At 72.7% G+C, this 17,382-nt stretch carries 19 protein-coding genes and 1 riboswitch; of the genes, 11 read left to right on the top strand and 8 right to left on the bottom strand.

All coding sequences use genetic code 11. The features are described from left to right. From IO24_RS0134380 to IO24_RS0134370, 3 genes are all read right to left on the bottom strand, one after another. Nucleotides 1–936, bottom strand: a complete 936-nt coding sequence (locus IO24_RS0134380; protein ID WP_031142762.1) for a cobalamin biosynthesis protein — start codon at nucleotides 934–936, stop codon at nucleotides 1–3. A 103-nt stretch (nucleotides 937–1,039) separates the two neighbouring features. Then, a riboswitch (cobalamin riboswitch) is annotated at nucleotides 1,040–1,178 on the bottom strand. A 131-nt stretch (nucleotides 1,179–1,309) separates the two neighbouring features. Beyond that, nucleotides 1,310–1,531, bottom strand: coding sequence for a hypothetical protein (locus IO24_RS0134375; protein WP_031108151.1), 222 nt, complete (start codon nucleotides 1,529–1,531; stop codon nucleotides 1,310–1,312). A gap of 33 nt (nucleotides 1,532–1,564) precedes the next feature. After that, the gene (locus IO24_RS0134370) at nucleotides 1,565–2,824 is read right to left on the bottom strand and encodes an inorganic phosphate transporter (protein WP_031142759.1); all 1,260 of its coding nucleotides are present in this window, start codon (nucleotides 2,822–2,824) and stop codon (nucleotides 1,565–1,567) included. Between the two features lie 369 nt (nucleotides 2,825–3,193). Here IO24_RS0134370 and IO24_RS0134365 point away from each other — a divergent pair, with 369 nt between their 5' ends. The 3 genes from IO24_RS0134365 to IO24_RS0134355 all read left to right on the top strand — a co-directional run bounded on the left by IO24_RS0134365 (nucleotide 3,194) and on the right by IO24_RS0134355 (nucleotide 6,794). Then, nucleotides 3,194–3,925 (top strand): class II aldolase/adducin family protein, encoded by a 732-nt coding sequence (locus IO24_RS0134365; protein WP_031142756.1) that lies wholly within the window; start codon nucleotides 3,194–3,196, stop codon nucleotides 3,923–3,925. Nucleotides 3,926–4,009: 84 nt separating this feature from the next. Next, complete coding sequence (locus IO24_RS0134360) at nucleotides 4,010–5,137, top strand: alpha/beta hydrolase (protein WP_031142753.1); 1,128 nt, start codon at nucleotides 4,010–4,012, stop codon at nucleotides 5,135–5,137. Between the two features lie 256 nt (nucleotides 5,138–5,393). Continuing rightward, nucleotides 5,394–6,794, top strand: coding sequence for a hypothetical protein (locus IO24_RS0134355; RefSeq protein WP_199808880.1), 1,401 nt, complete (start codon nucleotides 5,394–5,396; stop codon nucleotides 6,792–6,794). Between the two features lie 25 nt (nucleotides 6,795–6,819). Here the strand turns inward: IO24_RS0134355 and IO24_RS0134350 are convergent, their stop codons facing one another. Beyond that, entirely contained in the window at nucleotides 6,820–7,233 is a 414-nt protein-coding gene (locus IO24_RS0134350; protein ID WP_031142747.1) for a VOC family protein, read from the bottom strand. 251 nt (nucleotides 7,234–7,484) lie between these two features. On the opposite strand from IO24_RS0134350, the gene IO24_RS0134345 reads away from it, so the two are divergent. The 3 genes from IO24_RS0134345 to IO24_RS0134335 all read left to right on the top strand — a co-directional run bounded on the left by IO24_RS0134345 (nucleotide 7,485) and on the right by IO24_RS0134335 (nucleotide 10,608). Then, nucleotides 7,485–9,083, top strand: a complete 1,599-nt coding sequence (locus IO24_RS0134345) for an ABC-F family ATP-binding cassette domain-containing protein (protein ID WP_031142744.1) — start codon at nucleotides 7,485–7,487, stop codon at nucleotides 9,081–9,083. Between the two features lie 352 nt (nucleotides 9,084–9,435). Further along, entirely contained in the window at nucleotides 9,436–9,654 is a 219-nt protein-coding gene (locus tag IO24_RS0134340) for a helix-turn-helix domain-containing protein (RefSeq protein WP_010037790.1), read from the top strand. A 150-nt stretch (nucleotides 9,655–9,804) separates the two neighbouring features. Beyond that, a complete protein-coding gene (locus IO24_RS0134335) occupies nucleotides 9,805–10,608 on the top strand; it encodes an enoyl-CoA hydratase/isomerase family protein (RefSeq protein WP_031142740.1) in 804 nt (267 codons plus the stop codon). Nucleotides 10,609–10,635: 27 nt separating this feature from the next. Here the strand turns inward: IO24_RS0134335 and IO24_RS0134330 are convergent, their stop codons facing one another. Further along, on the bottom strand, nucleotides 10,636–11,358 hold the full coding sequence (locus IO24_RS0134330) for a hypothetical protein (protein WP_031142738.1): 723 nt from the start codon (nucleotides 11,356–11,358) through the stop codon (nucleotides 10,636–10,638). 83 nt (nucleotides 11,359–11,441) lie between these two features. Between IO24_RS0134330 and IO24_RS0134325 the strand changes: the two genes are divergently transcribed. The 5 genes from IO24_RS0134325 to amaP are packed head-to-tail and all read left to right on the top strand — an operon-like array spanning nucleotide 11,442 to nucleotide 13,809. Beyond that, nucleotides 11,442–11,915, top strand: a complete 474-nt coding sequence (locus IO24_RS0134325; protein ID WP_031142736.1) for an Asp23/Gls24 family envelope stress response protein — start codon at nucleotides 11,442–11,444, stop codon at nucleotides 11,913–11,915. Nucleotides 11,916–11,964: 49 nt separating this feature from the next. Further along, complete coding sequence (locus IO24_RS0134320) at nucleotides 11,965–12,153, top strand: hypothetical protein (protein WP_031142734.1); 189 nt, start codon at nucleotides 11,965–11,967, stop codon at nucleotides 12,151–12,153. A 5-nt stretch (nucleotides 12,154–12,158) separates the two neighbouring features. After that, entirely contained in the window at nucleotides 12,159–12,533 is a 375-nt protein-coding gene (locus tag IO24_RS0134315; RefSeq protein ID WP_107063079.1) for a hypothetical protein, read from the top strand. Further along, nucleotides 12,530–13,225, top strand: a complete 696-nt coding sequence (locus IO24_RS0134310) for a DUF6286 domain-containing protein (protein WP_031142730.1) — start codon at nucleotides 12,530–12,532, stop codon at nucleotides 13,223–13,225. The genes IO24_RS0134315 and IO24_RS0134310 overlap by 4 nt, the downstream gene beginning before the upstream one ends. Then, nucleotides 13,222–13,809, top strand: a complete 588-nt coding sequence (gene amaP / locus IO24_RS0134305; protein ID WP_031142728.1) for an alkaline shock response membrane anchor protein AmaP — start codon at nucleotides 13,222–13,224, stop codon at nucleotides 13,807–13,809. Before IO24_RS0134310 ends, amaP begins: the two co-directional genes overlap by 4 nt. 41 nt (nucleotides 13,810–13,850) lie before the next feature. Here the strand turns inward: amaP and IO24_RS0134300 are convergent, their stop codons facing one another. From IO24_RS0134300 to IO24_RS0134290, 3 genes are all read right to left on the bottom strand, one after another. After that, on the bottom strand, nucleotides 13,851–14,606 hold the full coding sequence (locus IO24_RS0134300) for an SDR family oxidoreductase (RefSeq protein ID WP_031142726.1): 756 nt from the start codon (nucleotides 14,604–14,606) through the stop codon (nucleotides 13,851–13,853). Nucleotides 14,607–14,611: 5 nt separating this feature from the next. Continuing rightward, a complete protein-coding gene (locus IO24_RS0134295; protein WP_031142724.1) occupies nucleotides 14,612–16,396 on the bottom strand; it encodes a glycoside hydrolase family 15 protein in 1,785 nt (594 codons plus the stop codon). Nucleotides 16,397–16,541: 145 nt separating this feature from the next. Beyond that, nucleotides 16,542–17,339: an SURF1 family cytochrome oxidase biogenesis protein gene (locus tag IO24_RS0134290; RefSeq protein WP_031142722.1), complete on the bottom strand. Its 798-nt coding sequence runs from the start codon at nucleotides 17,337–17,339 to the stop codon at nucleotides 16,542–16,544. Nucleotides 17,340–17,382: the final 43 nt, after the last annotated feature.

The raw sequence follows: 17,382 nt of genomic DNA, 5'->3' as shown, positions 1-17,382 counted from the left end.
TCATTTCCCCCTCTTCAGCAGCCGCGCGCCGGCGCACACCCCGAGGGCGAGCCAGGTGACCCGCCGCGAGAGCCGCACGGCCCGTTCGACGTCGTGCGTACCGACGGCACGCCCTTGTGTGTTCAGCACGGGCCGGTGCTCCACCCGCCCGCCGTACGAGAGCGTTCCACCCAGCCGCACCCCGAGCGCCCCCGCGAACGAGGCCTCCACGGGCCCGGCGTTGGGACTCGGATGCTTCGCCGCATCGGCCCGCCAGGCCCGCACGGCCCCCCGCGGATCCGGCCCGGCCAGGGCGGCGAGTACGGCGGTCAGCCGCGCTCCCGGCCACCCCGCGAGGTCGTCCAGGCGCGCGGAGGCCCACCCGTACCGGCGGTACCGGGCCGACTTGTGCCCGACCATGGCGTCCAGGGTGTTGACGGCCCGGAAGCCGAGCAGCCCCGGCACCCCGCCGACTGCCCCCCACACCAGCGCCCCCACCACCGCGTCGGAGGTGTTCTCGGCGACGGACTCGACCACGGCCCGGGCCATGCCGTCGGCGTCGAGGGCCTGCGGATCCCGGCCGCACAGATGCGGCAGCCGGGCCCGGGCCGCTTCGACGTCCCCGCCACGGAGGGCACGCCCGATGGCCTGCGCCTCCCGGGCGAGTGAAGTCCCCCCGACGACAGCCCAGGTGGCGGCTCCGGTGAGCGCGACCGAGGCGACGGGGGACGTCCGCACGGCACGTGCGGCGACGGACCCCAGGGCGACGGCTCCTCCGGCACACACGGCGGTGTGCAGCGCGCCCCACCCGCGGTGGTCCCGCCACAACACCCGTTCCACGGCACCCGCGGCCCGCCCGAACACGGCGACCGGATGCCCTCGGCGAGGATCACCGAGCAGCAGGTCACCGATCAGACCGGCGGCGGCGCCGTACGCGAAGACGCGATCGGCACCCATGGGCTCAGCCGGCCAGAAGGGCAGGCGGGGGTGGGGTGCTGAAACCGGATCGGCAGCCGCGCATGGCGATATGTGTCCTCACTCAGGGTGTCCACGCCCTGGTTCGACGAGACCGGCGGTGAGAGTTCCTGGCTCCCGGGGATTGCTACCCCGGTGACAGTGGCGGGACCGCGCCGGACTTTCACCGGCTTCCTCTCCTGCCGCCGTACTGGCCCCGGCAGTCCACCACGGCCGGGAACCGGCGTCAACTTGCCGTTGACCTGCGAGGGGAGAGTGTGCAGAACCCCACACCGTCCCCTTCCGCACACACGACGACCGGGCGGCACAGGACCGAAGTCCCGCGCCGCCCGGTGGACGATGTGCTGTCGGGCCGTCAGGCCACGATCAGATAGATCCCGTACCCCACGGCCGCCGCGCACGCCGCGAAGCACGCGTACGCGCCGGTCACCGCGAGGCCCGCGGAACCGCCCTCCGCCACCGCACGCTCGCGGCGCGACAGGCCGGTGATGCCGAGGGTGAACAGGCCGACGAGGGCCACGGTGACCACGAGGCTGACGCCGAAGACGGAGCCGAGGGCCGCCCAGTCGATCTTCATCTCAGAGACTCTTCCTTGTAACCGGTGGCGGGGTCAGACCGTCGTGGTCGTGGTCGGCGTCCGCTCGGCGGTGGCCTGGGCCGGGAACGACGGCACCGGCTCCTGCGCCGGCGTGCCGGCCGGCGGCGGCGTCACGGCGGCCATCGCCGTGGTGACCACGCCCGCGGGCTCCGCCTCGTCGGTGTCGGTGACGTCGATGTCGTTGACGTTGGTGTGGTCGACGACCTCACGCCGCGACAGCTTCCAGATCGCCGCGCTGGAGGCGACGAGGAAGACGGCCACCACGGCGGTGCCCCAGGCTCCGAAGCCGGTGACGTACTCGGCGAGAGCGCCCACCAGCGCCGCCGCCGGCAGCGTCAGACCCCACGCGATGAACATCCGTGTCGCGGTCGACCAGCGGACGACGCCGCCCTTGCGGCCGAGCCCCGCGCCCATCACCGCGCCGGACACGGAGTGCGTGGTGGACAGGGAGAAACCGAGGTGCGAGGAGGCCAGGATGACCGTGGCCGCGGAGGTCTGGGCGGCGAAGCCCTGCTGCGGCTGGAGGTCGGTCAGGCCCTTGCCCATGGTGCGGATGATGCGCCAGCCGCCCAGGTAGGTGCCGAGCGCGATCGCGACGCCCGCGGAGAGGATGACCCACATGGGCGGGTCGGAGTCGGGGGCGAGGGTGCCGCCGGCGACCAGGGCGAGGGTGATGATGCCCATGGTCTTCTGGGCGTCGTTGGTGCCGTGCGCCAGGGAGACCAGACCCGCCGAGGCGATCTGGCCGGCCCGGTAGCCCTTCCGGGACGCCTCGCCGTCGGCCTTCTTGCCGAGGGAGTACGTCAGCCGTGTGGCCAGCATCGCCGCGACGCCCGCGACCAGCGGGGCGGCGATCGCCGGGATCAGCACCTTGGTGACCAGCACGTCACCGTGGACCGCGCCGACGCCCGCCGAGGCGATCGTGGCACCGATCAGACCGCCCATGAGAGCGTGGGAGGAGCTGGACGGCAGGCCGACCAGCCAGGTCAGCAGGTTCCAGAGGATCGCGCCGACCAGGGCGGCGAAGATGACCTCAGGACGGATGCCGGCCTCGTCGACGAGGCCCTTGGAGATCGTGTTGGCGACTTCGACGGACAGGAAGGCGCCGACCAGGTTGAGGACCGCGGACATGGCCACCGCAACCTTGGGCTTCATGGCGCCCGTGGAAATGGTCGTGGCCATCGCATTCGCGGTGTCGTGGAAACCGTTCGTGAAATCGAACGCGAGTGCGGTTACCACCACAATCGCGAGGATCAGCGAGAAGCTTTCCATTTACCCAGGCAATCGTTCGAGGTCGTTGGCTGTATGAACGTAGGCAACCTGAGTGAACGGAAGATGAACTGGGAGGGGCGCAGGGGTGACCGCAGCAGGAGGTCGGGGCGACGCCCCGGAACGGCGGCCCGGCGCCCCGGCGGCCAGGCGCCTCGCGCGAACCGCTTCAGCTGATCGAGTGACCCGTTGAAGAGATTCCGGTCACCCGGGAGGGTCGCCGTTGTATGCGATGCCGGGCGCGCGCGAAGCAGGGGTCGCGACAGGTGGTGGACTCGGTCGCCTTGACGTAGACGAACCGGGCGCCCTGCCTTTTGGGCGTCCTGGCAGTCCTGGCGACGCGTCGAGCCCCTGCCTGGCAGGATTCGCGGCATGGCTGAGCAGCGAGGCGACGAGCGCGGCACGGGGCACGCACGGGCCGGCGGACGGGGTGCGGGGCAGGCGCGGCGCAGGAGTGTGCGCCCCGAGGAGGCGCGTGCCTGGGAGGACCTCGTCGCGACGGCCCGCCGGACGGTCTCGGACGGGCTCGTCGTCGGCACGTCCGGCAACGTCTCGGTGCGCGTCGGGGAAACCGTCCTGGTCACGCCGTCGGGCGTCCCCTACGACCGGCTGACCCCGGACGACGTGACCGGCGTCGGCCTCGACGGCCGGCAGGTCCTCGGCACCCTCGTCCCGACCAGCGAGCTGCCGATGCACCTCGCGGTCTACCGCACGACCGGCGCCCTGGCCGTCGTCCACACCCACGCCGTGCACGCGACGGCCGTCTCCACGCTCGTGAGCGAACTCCCGCTGATCCACTACATGGCGGCGGCGCTCGGCGGACCCGTCCGGGTCGCCCCGTACGCCACGTACGGCACCGACGAGCTGGCCGGGAACATGCTCCGCGCCCTCGCCGACCGCTCCGGCTGCCTCCTGCGGAACCACGGCACCGTCACCCACGGCGCCACCCTCGCCCAGGCCTACGACCGCACCGCGCAGCTGGAGTGGATGTGCCGCCTGTGGCTGACCGCCGCCTCGGTGCCCGGCCTGACCCCGAGCCTGCTGTCCCGGGAGCAGCTGACCGAGGTGGAGGAACGCCTGCGCGGCTACGGCCAGCGAGGCTGAGCGCCGCCCCCACGGCCGCCGCGGGCATCACCCCGCCGCTCCCGCCCACTGGTCGCCCACGGAATCCGCCCGGACACTGAAGCCGTGCGCATTGTCAGAGCGACGGCCGTTGCCGTCACCGCCGTGATCGGGGCCGGTGCCGCCGCGGTGGCCGTCGGCCGGCTCGCCAGCGACGCCGCGCTCAAGGCGCCCCCCGGCAGGCCCCTGCCCACCGAGCCCCGGCTCACCGTGCACGGCACGGCCGCCGGGCAGATCAGCCTCACCCGGGACCTCGCCGCCCTGCGTCCCGGCCGCTACGGCCTGTCCGGCGACGGCTCCCACGCGGTCGTCGGCCCCGTCCTGACCGGTGCCCCGCACCCCGCCGACACCGTCGTGCGCCGTCTGGAGAGCGTCACGCACGGCACCCTGGAGTCCGGTGACAAGGTCTGGCTCACACCGAACGTGTACGTCGGCAACCCGGGCGCCGCTCTCGGGATCGAGCACGCCGACGTCGACGTCCCCGGTGAACTAGGCGCCCTGCCCGCGTGGTTCGTGCCGGGCAAGCGGGACACCTGGGTGATCGCCGTGCACGGCCTGGGCGCCACCCGGGAACTCGCCATGAACGTCATGCCGTTCCTGCACCGCAACCACTTCCCGGTGCTCGCCCTCGCCTACCGCGGCGACCTGGGCGCGCCCCGCCCGCCCGACGGCCTGAACCACCTCGGCGAGACCGAGTGGCGCGACCTCGACGCGGCCATCCGCTACGCCGTGCGCTACGGAGCCCGGCAGGTCGTCCTGCACGGCTGGTCCACCGGCGCCACCATGGCCCTGCGCGCCGCCGAGCGCTCGGGGCTGCGCGACCGTGTCTCCGGGCTCGTCCTGGACTCCCCGGTGCTCGCCTGGGAGACCACCCTGCGCGCCCTCGCCTCGGCCCGCCGCACCCCGGGCGCGCTGCTGCCCCTCGCGGTCCGCGCCGCCCAGGGACGCACCGGCCTGTCCGGCGAGCGCGTCACGGGCCCGGACCCGTCCGACGGGCTGCGCGTCCCGGCGCTCGTCTTCCACGGACCGGACGACACCGTCGCCCCCTGGCGGCTCTCCCGCCGGCTCGCCGACGCCCGACCCGACGCGGTCGCCCTGCGCACCGTCGGCAACGCCCCCCACGGAGCCATGTGGAACGCCGACCCGAAGGCCTACGAGGAGGCGCTCCGGCGCTTCCTGACGCCTCTCATGTGACCCCGTTCCGGCGCACCCGCCGAGGCGGCCTCCCGTGCCGGCTTCTCACGCACCCCCGTTCACGCCGCCTCCGCCCCGTCGCAACCGCCTCCCGTCGCACGCTCCGCCGACCGGTCGCCACGATTCCGTTTAGTGTCGTACCACTGGCCTGTTCCCGGCCCTCGACCGCTCCCGGGAACCGGTGCGTTGGCCATCCCCGTCGCCCGCCGTGACATTCCGTTTGGGTTTTCGGACCGTCAACCGGAAGACTGCCCCCGTGACGTCCCGTATCCCGCGCGACTCCAGGCTCCGACTCGTCCGCCCGCGACCCCTGGCCGCCGCCCCCCCAGCGATGAACCAGCGGCGCTCGCGCCGCCCCGCCCCGCGCCCCCCGGAGGGCACCCCGGCACGGGCGGAGCTGGCCAGAATGGCACGCTCAGGTCTGGCCGGCGCGGCCCGCGTCGCCCGCTGGGCCGACGCCGCGCTCGGCCCCGGCCGGGGCAGCGCCACCGACGACGGCAAGGCCACCCTCTCCGACGCGACGGCCGAACGGGCCGCCCGCGATCTGGGTCTGACCGCGGCTCAGGTCAGGGCCGACTGGGACACCGCCCGCCTCGCCGGCCTCGTCGAGGTGCACGGCGACAGCGCCCGCCCCGGCTGGCGGCTGCGCGCCTGGGACCGCGACGACAGCGCCGTGCTGCGCGGCTGGGTCGCGCTCTTCGACGCCTGGTCGCTCGCCCATCCGGAGCCCGCGGAGCACGAGCCCGCCGCCGTCGCCGAGGTCGTCTCCGCCATGCCGCAGGCGCTGTCCTTCCTCCAGCTGTCCGCCGGGCCGGTCCCCGTGGAGCAGCTTCTCGACCTCCTGGAGCAGCGCGTCACCGAGCTGCGCACCGCCCGCTGCGAGATCCCCTACGGCCCCCAGCCCGAGCCGCCGGCCGAACCGGAGCCCACCGACGCCCCGCTCGCCCCCCTGCTCGACTGGGCCCTGCGCGCCCTCGCCTCCGTCGGCGCCCTCACCTACGGCGACGGCCAGGCCACCCTCACCCCGCTCGGCAGCTGGGCCGTCTGGGTCAAGCTGGAGCAGATCTGCGTCGCCGCGCAGAGCCCCGCCGGGAACATCGAGCAGGCCGCCGACGGCATGCTCCGCGGCTGCGCCCAGCTGCGCCCGAACGCGGCCCGCGCCGAGTACCGCGCCTGGCTCGCCGCCCGTCCCGTCGGCAGCGCCGTCACCGAACTCCTCGACGCCGCCCGCGGCGAGGACGCCCTGCTGCGCGGCCTCGCCTTCGAGGCACTGCGCGTGGTCGGCGCCCCCGCCGAGCCGGACGTCCGAGGCGTGCTGGACGAGCCCACGCTCAGGCCGTACGCGCTGCTGTGGCTGGCCGAGCACGACGGCGCCGACCCTGAGGACGCCCACGAGGTGCTGACCCGCGAGGAGGCGACCTGGCTGTGGGTGGACACCGCGGCCGCCGTCGCCGACCACGGTGAGGCGCCGCTGCTGGTGCGCCATCTGGAGTCCGCGGTGCAGCCGACCGTCCCGATGCTGCTGGACGAGGTACGCGCCGTGGGGCACCCGCGCACCGTGCAGGTCCTGGTCGCCCTCGCCGCCGCACACCCCGATCCGGCCCTGGCCAAGGCGGTGCGCCGGGCCGCCTTCCAGGTGCACACCGGCGGCAGCTAGCTCCCGCGGCCCGCCCCGCGGGCTGTCAGCCCGCTATCTCGGGCGTGTACGTCCCGAAGCTCCACACGTTGCCCTCGAGGTCCCGGGCCATGTAGTCCCGCGAGCCGTAGTCCTGGTCCGTCGGGGGCATCAGCACCTCCACGCCGTGGTCCACGGCGCGGCGGTGGTGCCCGTCGACGTCGTCCACCACCACGTACACCCCCGTGGTGCCCGCGTTCTTCATGGCCGCGTCGAACAGGCCGCCCCGGCCCTTGGTGCCGACCATCACCGCGCCGTTGCCCTGGGTCAGCTCGGCGTGCATCACCGAGCCGTCCTCGCCCTCGTACACCGACAGCTCCGTGAAACCGAAGGCCTCCGTGAGCTGCCGGATCGCCGCCTTCGCGTCCGCGTACAGCAGCGTCGGGTAGATGCTCGGGCGCCCGCCGGACGTGCCTGCCATGGCGATCACTTCCTCGTGTCTCGCTGCGTGTCCCACCGCCGGGAGGAGCCGGAGTCCGGCCCGCTGTCCAGTCTTCCACCGGCCACTGACAACGGTCTCCGTCCGGCCGCCGGTGATCGAACACCCGCACGCAGAAAAAGTGGTTGCACGTCCCCGTTAGACTGTCCCCATGGCCATTCTCCTCGCGCACTAGACGGCGGGAACGTCCTCAGCCGTCCATCCCGCCCCCGTATCCGCCCTGGAGTCTGTCCGTGATCTCCGCCTCCGGTATCGAGCTGCGCGCCGGTGCCCGTGTCCTCATCGAAAACGCCTCGTTCCGCATCGCCAAGGGCGACCGCATCGGCCTGGTCGGCCGCAACGGCGCGGGGAAGACCACCCTGACCAAGTGCCTGGCGGGCGAGGGCATGCCCGCCGGCGGCACCATCACCCGCTCCGGCGAGGTCGGCTACCTCCCGCAGGACCCCCGCACCGGCGACCTGGACATCCTCGCCCGCGACCGCGTCCTGTCCGCGCGCGGCCTGGACGTGCTGATCCGCAAGATGCGCGACAACGAACAGCGCATCGCCAACGGCCAGGGCGCCACCCGCGAGAAGGCGCTCAAGCAGTACGAGCGCCAGGAGACGGAGTTCCTCACCAAGGGCGGGTATGCCGCCGAGGCCGAGGCCGCCACCATCGCCGCCGCGCTCAACCTGCCCGACCGGGTGCTCGGCCAGCCGCTGCACACCCTCTCCGGCGGTCAGCGCCGCCGTATCGAGCTGGCCCGCATCCTGTTCTCCGACGCGGACACCCTGCTCCTCGACGAGCCCACGAACCACCTCGACGCCGACTCGATCGTCTGGCTGCGCGACTACCTGAAGACCTACCGCGGCGGCTTCATCGTGATCTCCCACGACGTCGAGCTGGTCGAGACGGTCGTCAACAAGGTGTTCTACCTGGACGCCAATCGCGCCCAGATCGACATCTACAACATGGGCTGGAAGCTCTACCAGCAGCAGCGCGAGGCGGACGAGAAGCGCCGCAAGCGCGAGCGGCAGAACGCCGAGAAGAAGGCCTCCGCGCTGCATTCGCAGGCCGACAAGATGCGGGCCAAGGCCACCAAGACCGTCGCGGCGCAGAACATGGCCCGCCGGGCGGACAAGCTGCTGGCCGGCCTGGAGGCCGAGCGCAAGTCCGACAAGGTCGCCAAGCTGCGCTTCCCCGAGCCCTCCCCGTGCGGCAAGACCCCGCTCATGGCCGAGGGTCTGTCGAAGTCCTACGGATCGCTGGAGATCTTCACCGACGTCGACCTGGCCATCGACAAGGGCTCGCGCGTCGTCATCCTCGGTCTCAACGGCGCGGGCAAGACGACCCTGCTCCGCCTGCTGGGCGGGGCGGAGCAGCCCGACACCGGCAAGGTCATCGAGGGCCACGGCCTGAAGCTCGGCTACTACGCGCAGGAGCACGAGACCCTCGACCCGGAGCGCACGGTCCTGGAGAACATGCGCTCCGCCGCCCCCGACCTGGATCTGGTGGAGGTCCGCAAGACGCTCGGCTCGTTCCTGTTCTCCGGCGACGACGTCGACAAGCCGGCCGGCGTCCTCTCCGGCGGCGAGAAGACCCGTCTCGCCCTCGCCACGCTCGTGGTGTCCTCGGCGAACGTGCTGCTCCTCGACGAGCCGACCAACAACCTCGACCCCGCCAGCCGCGAGGAGATCCTCGGCGCGCTGCGCACCTACAAGGGCGCGGTCGTCCTCGTCACGCACGACGAGGGCGCGGTCGAGGCGCTCCAGCCGGAGCGGATCATCCTGCTGCCGGACGGAGTCGAGGACCTGTGGGGCGCCGACTACGCGGATCTCGTCGCCCTGGCCTGAGTGTCAGTGCCGCTTGATCGAATGCGTGATCAACGGCGTATGGATCATTCGGCCTAGCGGTGATCCATCATCTGTGTGAGATCTCCTCGTACCGAGGTGTGTCCTACATCGATTTCGCGGCCGAGCCCCCGATTCTTCCGGGCTCGGCCGCGCCGCCTTTCTGACCTGGCGTTTTCCGGAACAATCCGTTCGGCGGTACGGCCGCCGGTCTTCGGAATTCCATATTCCGCATGTGGGGATGCGCTCCCGTCGTCACAACCTTGTCTCACGGACCTTGCCGAATGGGTGGCCATGACGGCCCGGAGGGGTGATCATGAGGAGACCAGAGCGCACTTCCCATGAGGAGGCACGGGTGGCCGAGACTCTGAAGAAGGGCAGCCGGGTGACCGGCGCCGCGCGCGACAAGCTCGCGGCAGACCTGAAGAAGAAGTACGACGCCGGTGCGAGCATCCGGGCGTTGGCCGAGGAGACCGGCCGCTCGTATGGCTTTGTGCACCGCATGCTCAGTGAGTCGGGCGTCACGCTGCGAGGGCGTGGCGGGGCGACCCGGGGCAAAAAGGCCACGGCCTGACCCCGGGTGGCCCCTCGGCTTCGATGGTGGCCACCCGGTCGGTCGACTGATCGGCCGGGTGGTTACTGTGCAGTCACTTAAGCGTGGCCTGCTACGGCGGTGAAGCCGTCGTACGGCACGCGAGACGACCGCACACATCGGAGGCGTTCCATGGCTTCGCCCGACAAGGACCTCGTTCCCGTACTCGACAAGGACGGCGTACGGCTCACCGTCGACGACGCGATCGCCACGGTGACGCTGACCAACCCGGCCAAGCGCAACGCGCAGAGCCCCGCTCTGTGGCGCGCGCTGACCGAGGCCGGGCGGCGGCTGCCGGGCTCCGTCCGCGTCGTACTGCTGCGGGCCGAGGGCAAGTCCTTCTCGGCCGGGCTCGACCGGCAGGCGTTCACGCCCGAGGGCTTCGACGGCGAACCGTCGTTCATCGACCTCGCGCGCGGCGCCGACGCCGAGCTGGACGCGACCATCGCCGAATACCAGGAGGCGTTCACCTGGTGGCGGCGCAGCGACATCGTCTCCGTCGCCGCTGTCCAGGGGCATGCCGTCGGGGCGGGCTTCCAGCTCGCCCTCGCCTGCGACCTGCGCGTCGTCGCCGACGACGTGCAGTTCGCCATGCGCGAGACCAGCCTCGGACTCGTGCCCGACCTGACGGGCACCCATCCGCTGGTGGGACTCGTCGGATACGCCCGCGCGCTGGAGATCTGCGTGACCGGGCGCTTCGTCGCGGCCGAGGAGGCCGTGCACACCGGCCTGGCCAACGTCGCCGTGCCCGCCGGCCAGCTCGACGACACCGTGCGCGACCTCGTCTCGGCCGTGCTCGCCGCGCCCCGTGACGCGGTCGTCGAGACCAAGGCCCTGCTGCGCGGCGCCCAGGACCGCACGTACGAGGAGCAGCGCGTGGCGGAGCGCCAGTCCCAGGCCCGCAGGCTGCGGGACCTCGCGGGCGTCGGGGACTGAGGACCGCCGGACCGGCCGGGAGCGCGGTCAGCCGATCGCGCTCACCACGACCGCCACCGTCGGGTGATCCGGAAGCACCCTCCTGACCGCCGTCCGGACCGCGCGGGCCACGTCCCTGGCCCGCTGGTCCGCGCTCACCGCCAGCTCCAGCCGGACATGGCGGTGCGGCAGCGCGGCGCCATCGAGGGGGAGTTCCTCGATGTGCACGGGGTGACCCAGCGTGCCGGTCAGATGGAGCACGCCCTGGACCCCGAGCGCGGCAGCGGCCACCCGGGCCTCGTCGCCGCTCCCGGCCAGTGCGGCACTCGGCGGCTCGGGAAGGCGCGCGGCGACCCCGGCCTCCCCGGGCCCCTCCTCGTCCAGCAGCCCCGTCACCCGCAGGTCCACCTCCGCCACCGTCAGGCCGATCCGCCGGGTCGCGGCGGTCGCCAGCGTCGCCCGCAGCAGTGACGCCGTCGCCGGCAGGGGCTGCGAGGCCGTCGCGGCGAACTCCGCCGTCACCCGCAGCGGCCCGGGCGGCAGCGCACTCGGCGGAGCCGGCACGGCCGGCTCCGCGGTGTCCGCCGTGTCGGCGGCCGCGACACGGAGCGCGTCGAGGCGCACGCCCGGCGCGTCCCGCGCCGCGCTCCGCAACACCGCCTCGGCTGCCCGCTCCGCGATCCACGCGCCGTCCCGCGCGTCACCCAACGGCAGAAGCCTGCCGATTCCCAGCTGATGTCTCACTGCCTGTGCCCATCGGTCGGCCGTCATTCCTCCAGCCTGCCGTATCAGAGGCGCGCTTCCACGCAACCGTGCTTACGGTGGTCCAAGGACGACGAAAAGGACGTACGGCGATGACTGACATGAGCGAGAACCGGGGCGGGGAGACCGAGACCGCGGCGGTACGCAGGAGCCCGTTGGCCAAGCACAGCAGCGGAGACGCCGGTTCCCGCGGGCGGACGACCATCGCGGACGGTGTCGTGGAGAAGATCGCCGGCCTCGCCGCACGCGACGTCGACGGCGTGCACGCCATGGGCAGCGGCCTGTCCCGCACGTTCGGAGCAGTGCGCGACCGGGTGCCCGGCGGCGCGAAGTCGGTGTCGCGCGGGGTGAAGGCCGAGGTCGGTGAGGTGCAGGCGGCCCTCGACCTGGAGATCGTGGTCGAGTACGGCGTGTCGATCGCCGATGTGGCGCGCGACGTACGGGAGAACGTCATCACAGCCGTGGAGCGGATGACCGGCCTGGAGGTCGTCGAGGTCAACATCGCGGTGAGCGACGTGAAGCTGCCGGACGAGGAGGAAGAGGAACCGGAGCGCCGGATCCAGTGAGGCACGGGCCATCGGACAATGACACAGCGGCTGAGGAGCTGAGGAGCGCATGAGCATGGCCGTGGTCGGCATGATCGCCGGCATGGCGCTGGCCTTCGCCGGATATTTCGGCGGATTCGGCGCCTTCCTACTGGTGGCGGCACTGGGCGCCGTCGGCTTCGTCGTGGGCCGGTTCCTGGACGGGGACCTGGAGTTCGGCGACTTCTTCCGTCCTCGTGAACGCGAACGGCGGCGGTGACGCCCATGAGTACAGGGGCCGGTGAGCTCGACAGACCCCTGACCGTCGTGCCGCCGGGCGAGCGCGGCGCGACCCGGATCGCCGACCGGGTCGTCGCGAAGATCGCCTCGCAGGCGGCCCGCGAGGCCGTCGGCACGCTGCCGCCCGACGCCGACCGGCCCTCCGCGTCCGTCGTCGTCCACCACGAGGTCGCCCACGTCCGGGTCCACATCGAACTCGGCTACCCCTGCGACATCGGCGCCCGCTGCCGCACGGTGCGTCACCAAGTCGTCGAGCGGGTGAGCACCTTGGTGGGCATGCAGGTGCCGGAAGTCGTCGTCCAGGTGGAGCGGCTGCACCTGGTCGCGGCGCCCGGCGCGGCGCAGGGGAGGACGCCATGAACGAACCCCAGGACCCTCAGCCCCCCGAGGCCGGCACGCAGCGCCTGCCCGTCCTCGACAAGCAGGAGACGGAGAACGGCAACGGACCGGACCGGTCCGATGCGTCGGCCGCCTCCGGGCCACCGCCCGAACTCGAGGGCAGCGGCGGTCACGAGGGCCGCTTCTGGTCGGCACGCCGCGTCCCCGCGGGCATCGCCGCCCTGCTGCTCCTGGGCCTCATCGGGCTGTTCCTCTACGACATCGTCTCCGTGCGCGCCGGCCGGCCCGGCATGCACTGGCGCCGGGAACTGGCCCGGCAGCTCGCCGAACGGCCCCTGGACGACACCTGGGTGCTGGTCGGTGCCGGGATCGCCGCCGTCCTCGGTCTCTGGCTGCTGATCCTGGCCGCCACACCGGGCCTGCGGGACATACTCCCGATGCGGCGCTCGCATGCCGACGTACGCGCCGGACTGCACCGGGACGCCGCCGCCACCGCGCTGCGGGACCGGGCCATGGAGGTGGCCGGCGTGCAGTCGGCACGGGTACGGGTGCGCCGGAGGCGGGCGCGCGTCCGCGCCGTGTCGCACTTCCGGGAACTGGACGACGTACGGACCGATCTGGACGCCGTGCTCGCCGACGCGGTCCGCGGACTGGGGCTGACCAAGGTGCCCTCGCTGTCGGTGCGTGTGCGGCGGCCCGGCCGGAAGGGGTGAGAGCGGTGCTCAGGACCGTCAACCGCGTGTTCCTCGGCCTGGTGGGCCTGATCCTACTGGTGCTGGGCGGCTCCGTCCTGGCCGTCGGCCTCGGCGTCTCGGCACCCTCGTGGTGGATCCACGACAGCGAGCACGACGTGCTGCTGAGCTACGCCGAGCGCACCCGCTGGCGCGACGACGGCTGGTGGTGGCCGGTCGTCATCGCCGCCCTCGCGGTCCTGCTGCTGCTCGCCCTGTGGTGGCTCGTCGCCGTCCTGCGCCGGCGCCGCCTTGCCGAGGTCCTCGTCGACACCGGTGACGGCGAGGGCGCGGTCCTGCGCGGCCGGGCCCTGGAGAACGTCCTCACCCAGGAAGCGGCCCACGTCGACGGCGTGGACGGAGCCCACGCCCGTCTGAAGGGCCGCCGCAGCGCCCCCGAGGCCCACGTACGCCTGGCACTGGAACCCCACGTGGACCCGGGGGCGGCTCTGAACGACTTCACGGCCGGCGCCCTCACCCATGCCAGGACGTCCGCGGGCCTCGCCTCACTTCCGGCGGAGGTGAGGCTGAGGGGCGTCAAGCACGGTGCGGAACGGGTGAGTTGAGCACGGGACGAGCCGAGGGCGGGCGAGTCGGGTGCGGCCCGTCAGAAGCCGTGCCGCGCGCCGCCGTCGACCGGCACCATGACCCCGGTCAGATAGGAAGCCGCCGGCGACATCAGGAACGCCGCCACCCGCCCGAACTCATCCGGCGCCCCGTACCGGCGCAGCGGAATCCGCGACTCGGAAGCCGCCCTGGTCGCCTCGGGATCCGCCGACAGCCCGTCCAGCTGCCGCACCCGGTCGGTGTCGATCCGCCCGGGCAGCACACCGACCACCCGGATCCCCCTCGGCCCCAGCTCGTCGGAGAGCGACTTGGCGAATCCGGCCAGCCCGGGCCGCAGCCCGTTCGAGATGGTCAGCCCCGGAATCGGTTCGTACACCGACCCGGACAGCACGAACCCGATGACACCCCCGGCCTCCATCTCGGCGGCAGCGGCGCGAGCCAGCCGCACCGCACCGAGGAACACCGACTCGAACGCCGTCTGCCACTGCTCGTCCGTGTTGTCCGCGACGAACCCGGCCGGCGGCCCGCCCACGCTGACGAGGACACCGTTGAAACGGCCGAAGTGCTCCCGCGCGGCCCCGATCAGCCGGGCCGCCGCCTCCGGGTCCGCGTTGTCGACGGCCACCCCGACCGCGTTCGGTCCCAGCTCGGCGGCCGCTTCGGCGACACTCTTCTCGTCCCGCCCCGAGACGACCACCTTCGCCCCGTCCGCGACGAGCTCACGCGCGGTGGCGTTGCCGAGGCCCCGCGTGGCTCCGGTGACGACGTACACCCGGTCCTTCAGTCCAAGATCCATGGTCCCTATCCTGCCCCGTCCCCACCGAACAGGGCGAGGGCGGTGTTCACCAGCCCGATGTGGCTGAACGCCTGCGGGAAGTTGCCGAGATGCCGGCCGGTCACCGGATCGAACTCCTCGGACAGCAGCCCGACGTCGTTGGCGAGCCCCGCCAGCCGTTCGAACATCTCGCGGGCCTCCTTCGCCCGCCCCGTCATGTACAGGGCGTCCGCGAGCCAGAACGAGCAGACCAGGAACACGCCCTCGCCACCGGGCAGCCCGTCGACGTCGACGTCGGCCGTGCTGTAGCGGCGCAGGAAGCCGCCGTGGGTCAGCTCCTCGCGGACCGCGTCGATCGTGCCGATCACCCGTGGATCGTCCGGCGGCAGGAATCCGACGCGCGGGATGAGCAGCAGCGCCGCGTCCAGTTCGCGTGAGCCGTAGGACTGCGTGAAGGTGTTGCGTTCCGCGTCGTAGCCCTTCTCGCACACCTCCCGGTGCACCTCGTCGCGCAGCGTGCGCCAGCCGTCCAGGTCGCCGTCCAGCTCCGGATGGCGTTCCAGGGTGCGTACGGCACGGTCGGCGGCCACCCACACCATCACCTTCGAGTGCACGAACTGGCGCCGGCCGCCGCGCACCTCCCACAGGCCCTCGTCCGGCTGCTGCCAGTTCGTCCGCAGGAAGTCCAGCAGGGCCGTCTGCAGTGCCCACACGTCGGGCTGGGGGGACAGGCCCGACTCGCGGGCGAGCGACAGGGAGTCCATGACCTCGCCGTAGACGTCCAGCTGGAGCTGGTTCACGGCGTCGTTGCCGATGCGTACGGGGGCGGACCCGGCGAAGCCGGAGAGCCAGGGCAGCTCGAACTCGGGCAGCCGCCGCTCGCCGGCGACGCCGTACATGATCTGCAGATCCGCCGGGTCGCCCGCGACCGCGCGCAGCAGCCAGTTCCGCCAGGCCTCCGCTTCCTCCTGGTAGCCCGCCGCGAGCAGCGCGTTCAGGGTGAGGGTGGAGTCGCGCAGCCAGCAGAAGCGGTAGTCCCAATTGCGCACGCCGCCCGGTTCCTCGGGCAGTGAGGTGGTGGGGGCGGCGACGATGCCGCCCGTCGGGGCGTAGGTGAGCGCCTTGAGGGTGATCAGGGAGCGGACGACGGCGTCCCGGTACGGGCCGTCGTAGCGGCAGCGCGACGCCCAGACCCGCCAGTCCTCCACGCTGTGGCGCAGTGTGTCGTAGGGGTCGACGAGCGGTGGTCGCGGCTCGTGGGAGGGGTGCCAGGTCAGGACGAACGCGACCTTTTCTCCCTTCTTGACGGTGAACTCCGCGTGCGTGGCGAAGTCCTCGCCCCAGCTGGTCACCTCCGGCTCGCTGCGCAGCCAGGTCGAGTCCGGGCCGGCGACGGCGACGCGGTGGCCGTCGACCCGGCGCATCCAGGGGACGATCGAGCCGTAGTCGAAGCGCAGCTTGAGGACGCTGTGGAGTGTCACCTCGCCGTCGAGGCCCTCGACGACGCGTACGAGGTCGGGGGCGCGGTCGCGTTGGGGCATCAGGTCGGTGACCCGGACCGCCCCTCGGTCGGTCTCCCACTCGGTGTCCAGGACGAGGGTGTCGTGGCGGTAGGCGCGCCGGGTGCAGCGGTCCGCCCCCACGGGGGCGATGCGCCAGTACCCGTTGTCCTCCTGCCCGAGGAGTCTGGCGAAGCAGGCGGCCGAGTCGAAGCGGGGCAGGCACAACCAGTCGACGGACCCGTCCGTACCGACCAGGGCCGCGGTCTGCTCGTCGCCGATGAGCGCGTAGTCCTCGATGCTGGGGTGCACGGAGTGCGGGTTCCCGGCAACTCGACGCGGCAATCAGGGCGGGGGCCGGGGGAGTGAGGTGTCCTTGCGACAGGGCCGGGACTCCCGGACGCCCGGATCTCGGCGCGCGGGCCGGGTTCCGGCGCGGCGGAGGCGGTGGTGGTGTCTACACCGCCGCAGGCTCGGACTTCGTCGTGCCGGACCGGTCGGCTGTCTTCTGGGCCCGGTCCCGGGCCTCGCGGCGGGCCAGGACCACCCAGCCGACCGGGACGGCCGCGGAGAACAGCCACCACTGGAAGGCGTACGCGTAGTTCAGCGCGGCGTCCTCCTTGCCGGGGTCGCCCAGCAGCTCGGGGGTGTCGCCCTTGGGCTCGGGAGCCGTCTGCGCGATGTAGCCGCCGAGTACCCGGGCGTCCAGGCGACGGGCCTGCTGCTCGCTGTTGATCAGCATGATCTGCCGGTCCGGCAGACCCTGGAGGTTCTTGATCCCGCTGGCCGCGGTCGTCTCGCTCGGCATCAGCCGGCCCTCGACGGTGATCTCGCCGGCCGGCGGTGCGGGGACCTTCGGGAACGTGGTCTGGCTCGGGCCGTCGGAGGGGATCCAGCCCCGGTTGACCAGCAGCACCCTGCCGTCGTCCAGGACGAACGGGGTCAGTACGTGGTAGCCGACCTCGTCGTCGGCGTTGGTGCGGCGCCGGACGACGACCTCGTCCTCCGTATCGAAGCGGCCCTTCGCCGTCACGGTGCGGTAGCGCTCGGCGCTGGTCACGGTGTGCCCGGGCGCGGTCAGCTTCTCCACGGGGACCGGCTCGGCCGCCAGCGCGTCGGTGACCAGCTGGTTCCGGGCGGTGCGCTCCTCGTAGCGATGCATCTGCCAGATGCCCAGCCTGATCATCGTGGGGATGAGAAGCAGGGCGATCAACGTGAGGATCACCCACTGCCGGGACATCAGGAAGCGGTACACCCCACGACCGTACAACTCGGTCGTGGGGTGCATTCATGGGGGT

This window comes from Streptomyces flavovariabilis (assembly GCF_000725785.1).
GTDB classification, from domain to species: Bacteria; Actinomycetota; Actinomycetes; order Streptomycetales; family Streptomycetaceae; genus Streptomyces; species Streptomyces hawaiiensis.
The sequence above is the reverse complement of the archived record's forward strand: the minus strand, read 5'-3'. Positions and strand labels throughout refer to the sequence as shown.

What these genes read in the sequence shown, in the direction of transcription:
- IO24_RS0134315 (WP_107063079.1), top strand. Translation starts at nt 12,159, where the DNA reads ATGAGTACAGGGGCCGGTGAGCTCGACAGACCCCTGACCGTCGTGCCG.
- IO24_RS0134365 (WP_031142756.1), top strand. Translation starts at nt 3,194, where the DNA reads ATGGCTGAGCAGCGAGGCGACGAGCGCGGCACGGGGCACGCACGGGCC.
- IO24_RS0134325 (WP_031142736.1), top strand. Translation starts at nt 11,442, where the DNA reads ATGACTGACATGAGCGAGAACCGGGGCGGGGAGACCGAGACCGCGGCG.
- IO24_RS0134380 (WP_031142762.1), bottom strand. Translation starts at nt 936, where the DNA reads ATGGGTGCCGATCGCGTCTTCGCGTACGGCGCCGCCGCCGGTCTGATC.
- IO24_RS0134300 (WP_031142726.1), bottom strand. Translation starts at nt 14,606, where the DNA reads ATGGATCTTGGACTGAAGGACCGGGTGTACGTCGTCACCGGAGCCACG.
- IO24_RS0134370 (WP_031142759.1), bottom strand. Translation starts at nt 2,824, where the DNA reads ATGGAAAGCTTCTCGCTGATCCTCGCGATTGTGGTGGTAACCGCACTC.
- IO24_RS0134350 (WP_031142747.1), bottom strand. Translation starts at nt 7,233, where the DNA reads ATGGCAGGCACGTCCGGCGGGCGCCCGAGCATCTACCCGACGCTGCTG.
- IO24_RS0134320 (WP_031142734.1), top strand. Translation starts at nt 11,965, where the DNA reads ATGAGCATGGCCGTGGTCGGCATGATCGCCGGCATGGCGCTGGCCTTC.
- IO24_RS0134310 (WP_031142730.1), top strand. Translation starts at nt 12,530, where the DNA reads ATGAACGAACCCCAGGACCCTCAGCCCCCCGAGGCCGGCACGCAGCGC.
- IO24_RS0134330 (WP_031142738.1), bottom strand. Translation starts at nt 11,358, where the DNA reads ATGACGGCCGACCGATGGGCACAGGCAGTGAGACATCAGCTGGGAATC.
- IO24_RS0134335 (WP_031142740.1), top strand. Translation starts at nt 9,805, where the DNA reads ATGGCTTCGCCCGACAAGGACCTCGTTCCCGTACTCGACAAGGACGGC.
- IO24_RS0134375 (WP_031108151.1), bottom strand. Translation starts at nt 1,531, where the DNA reads ATGAAGATCGACTGGGCGGCCCTCGGCTCCGTCTTCGGCGTCAGCCTC.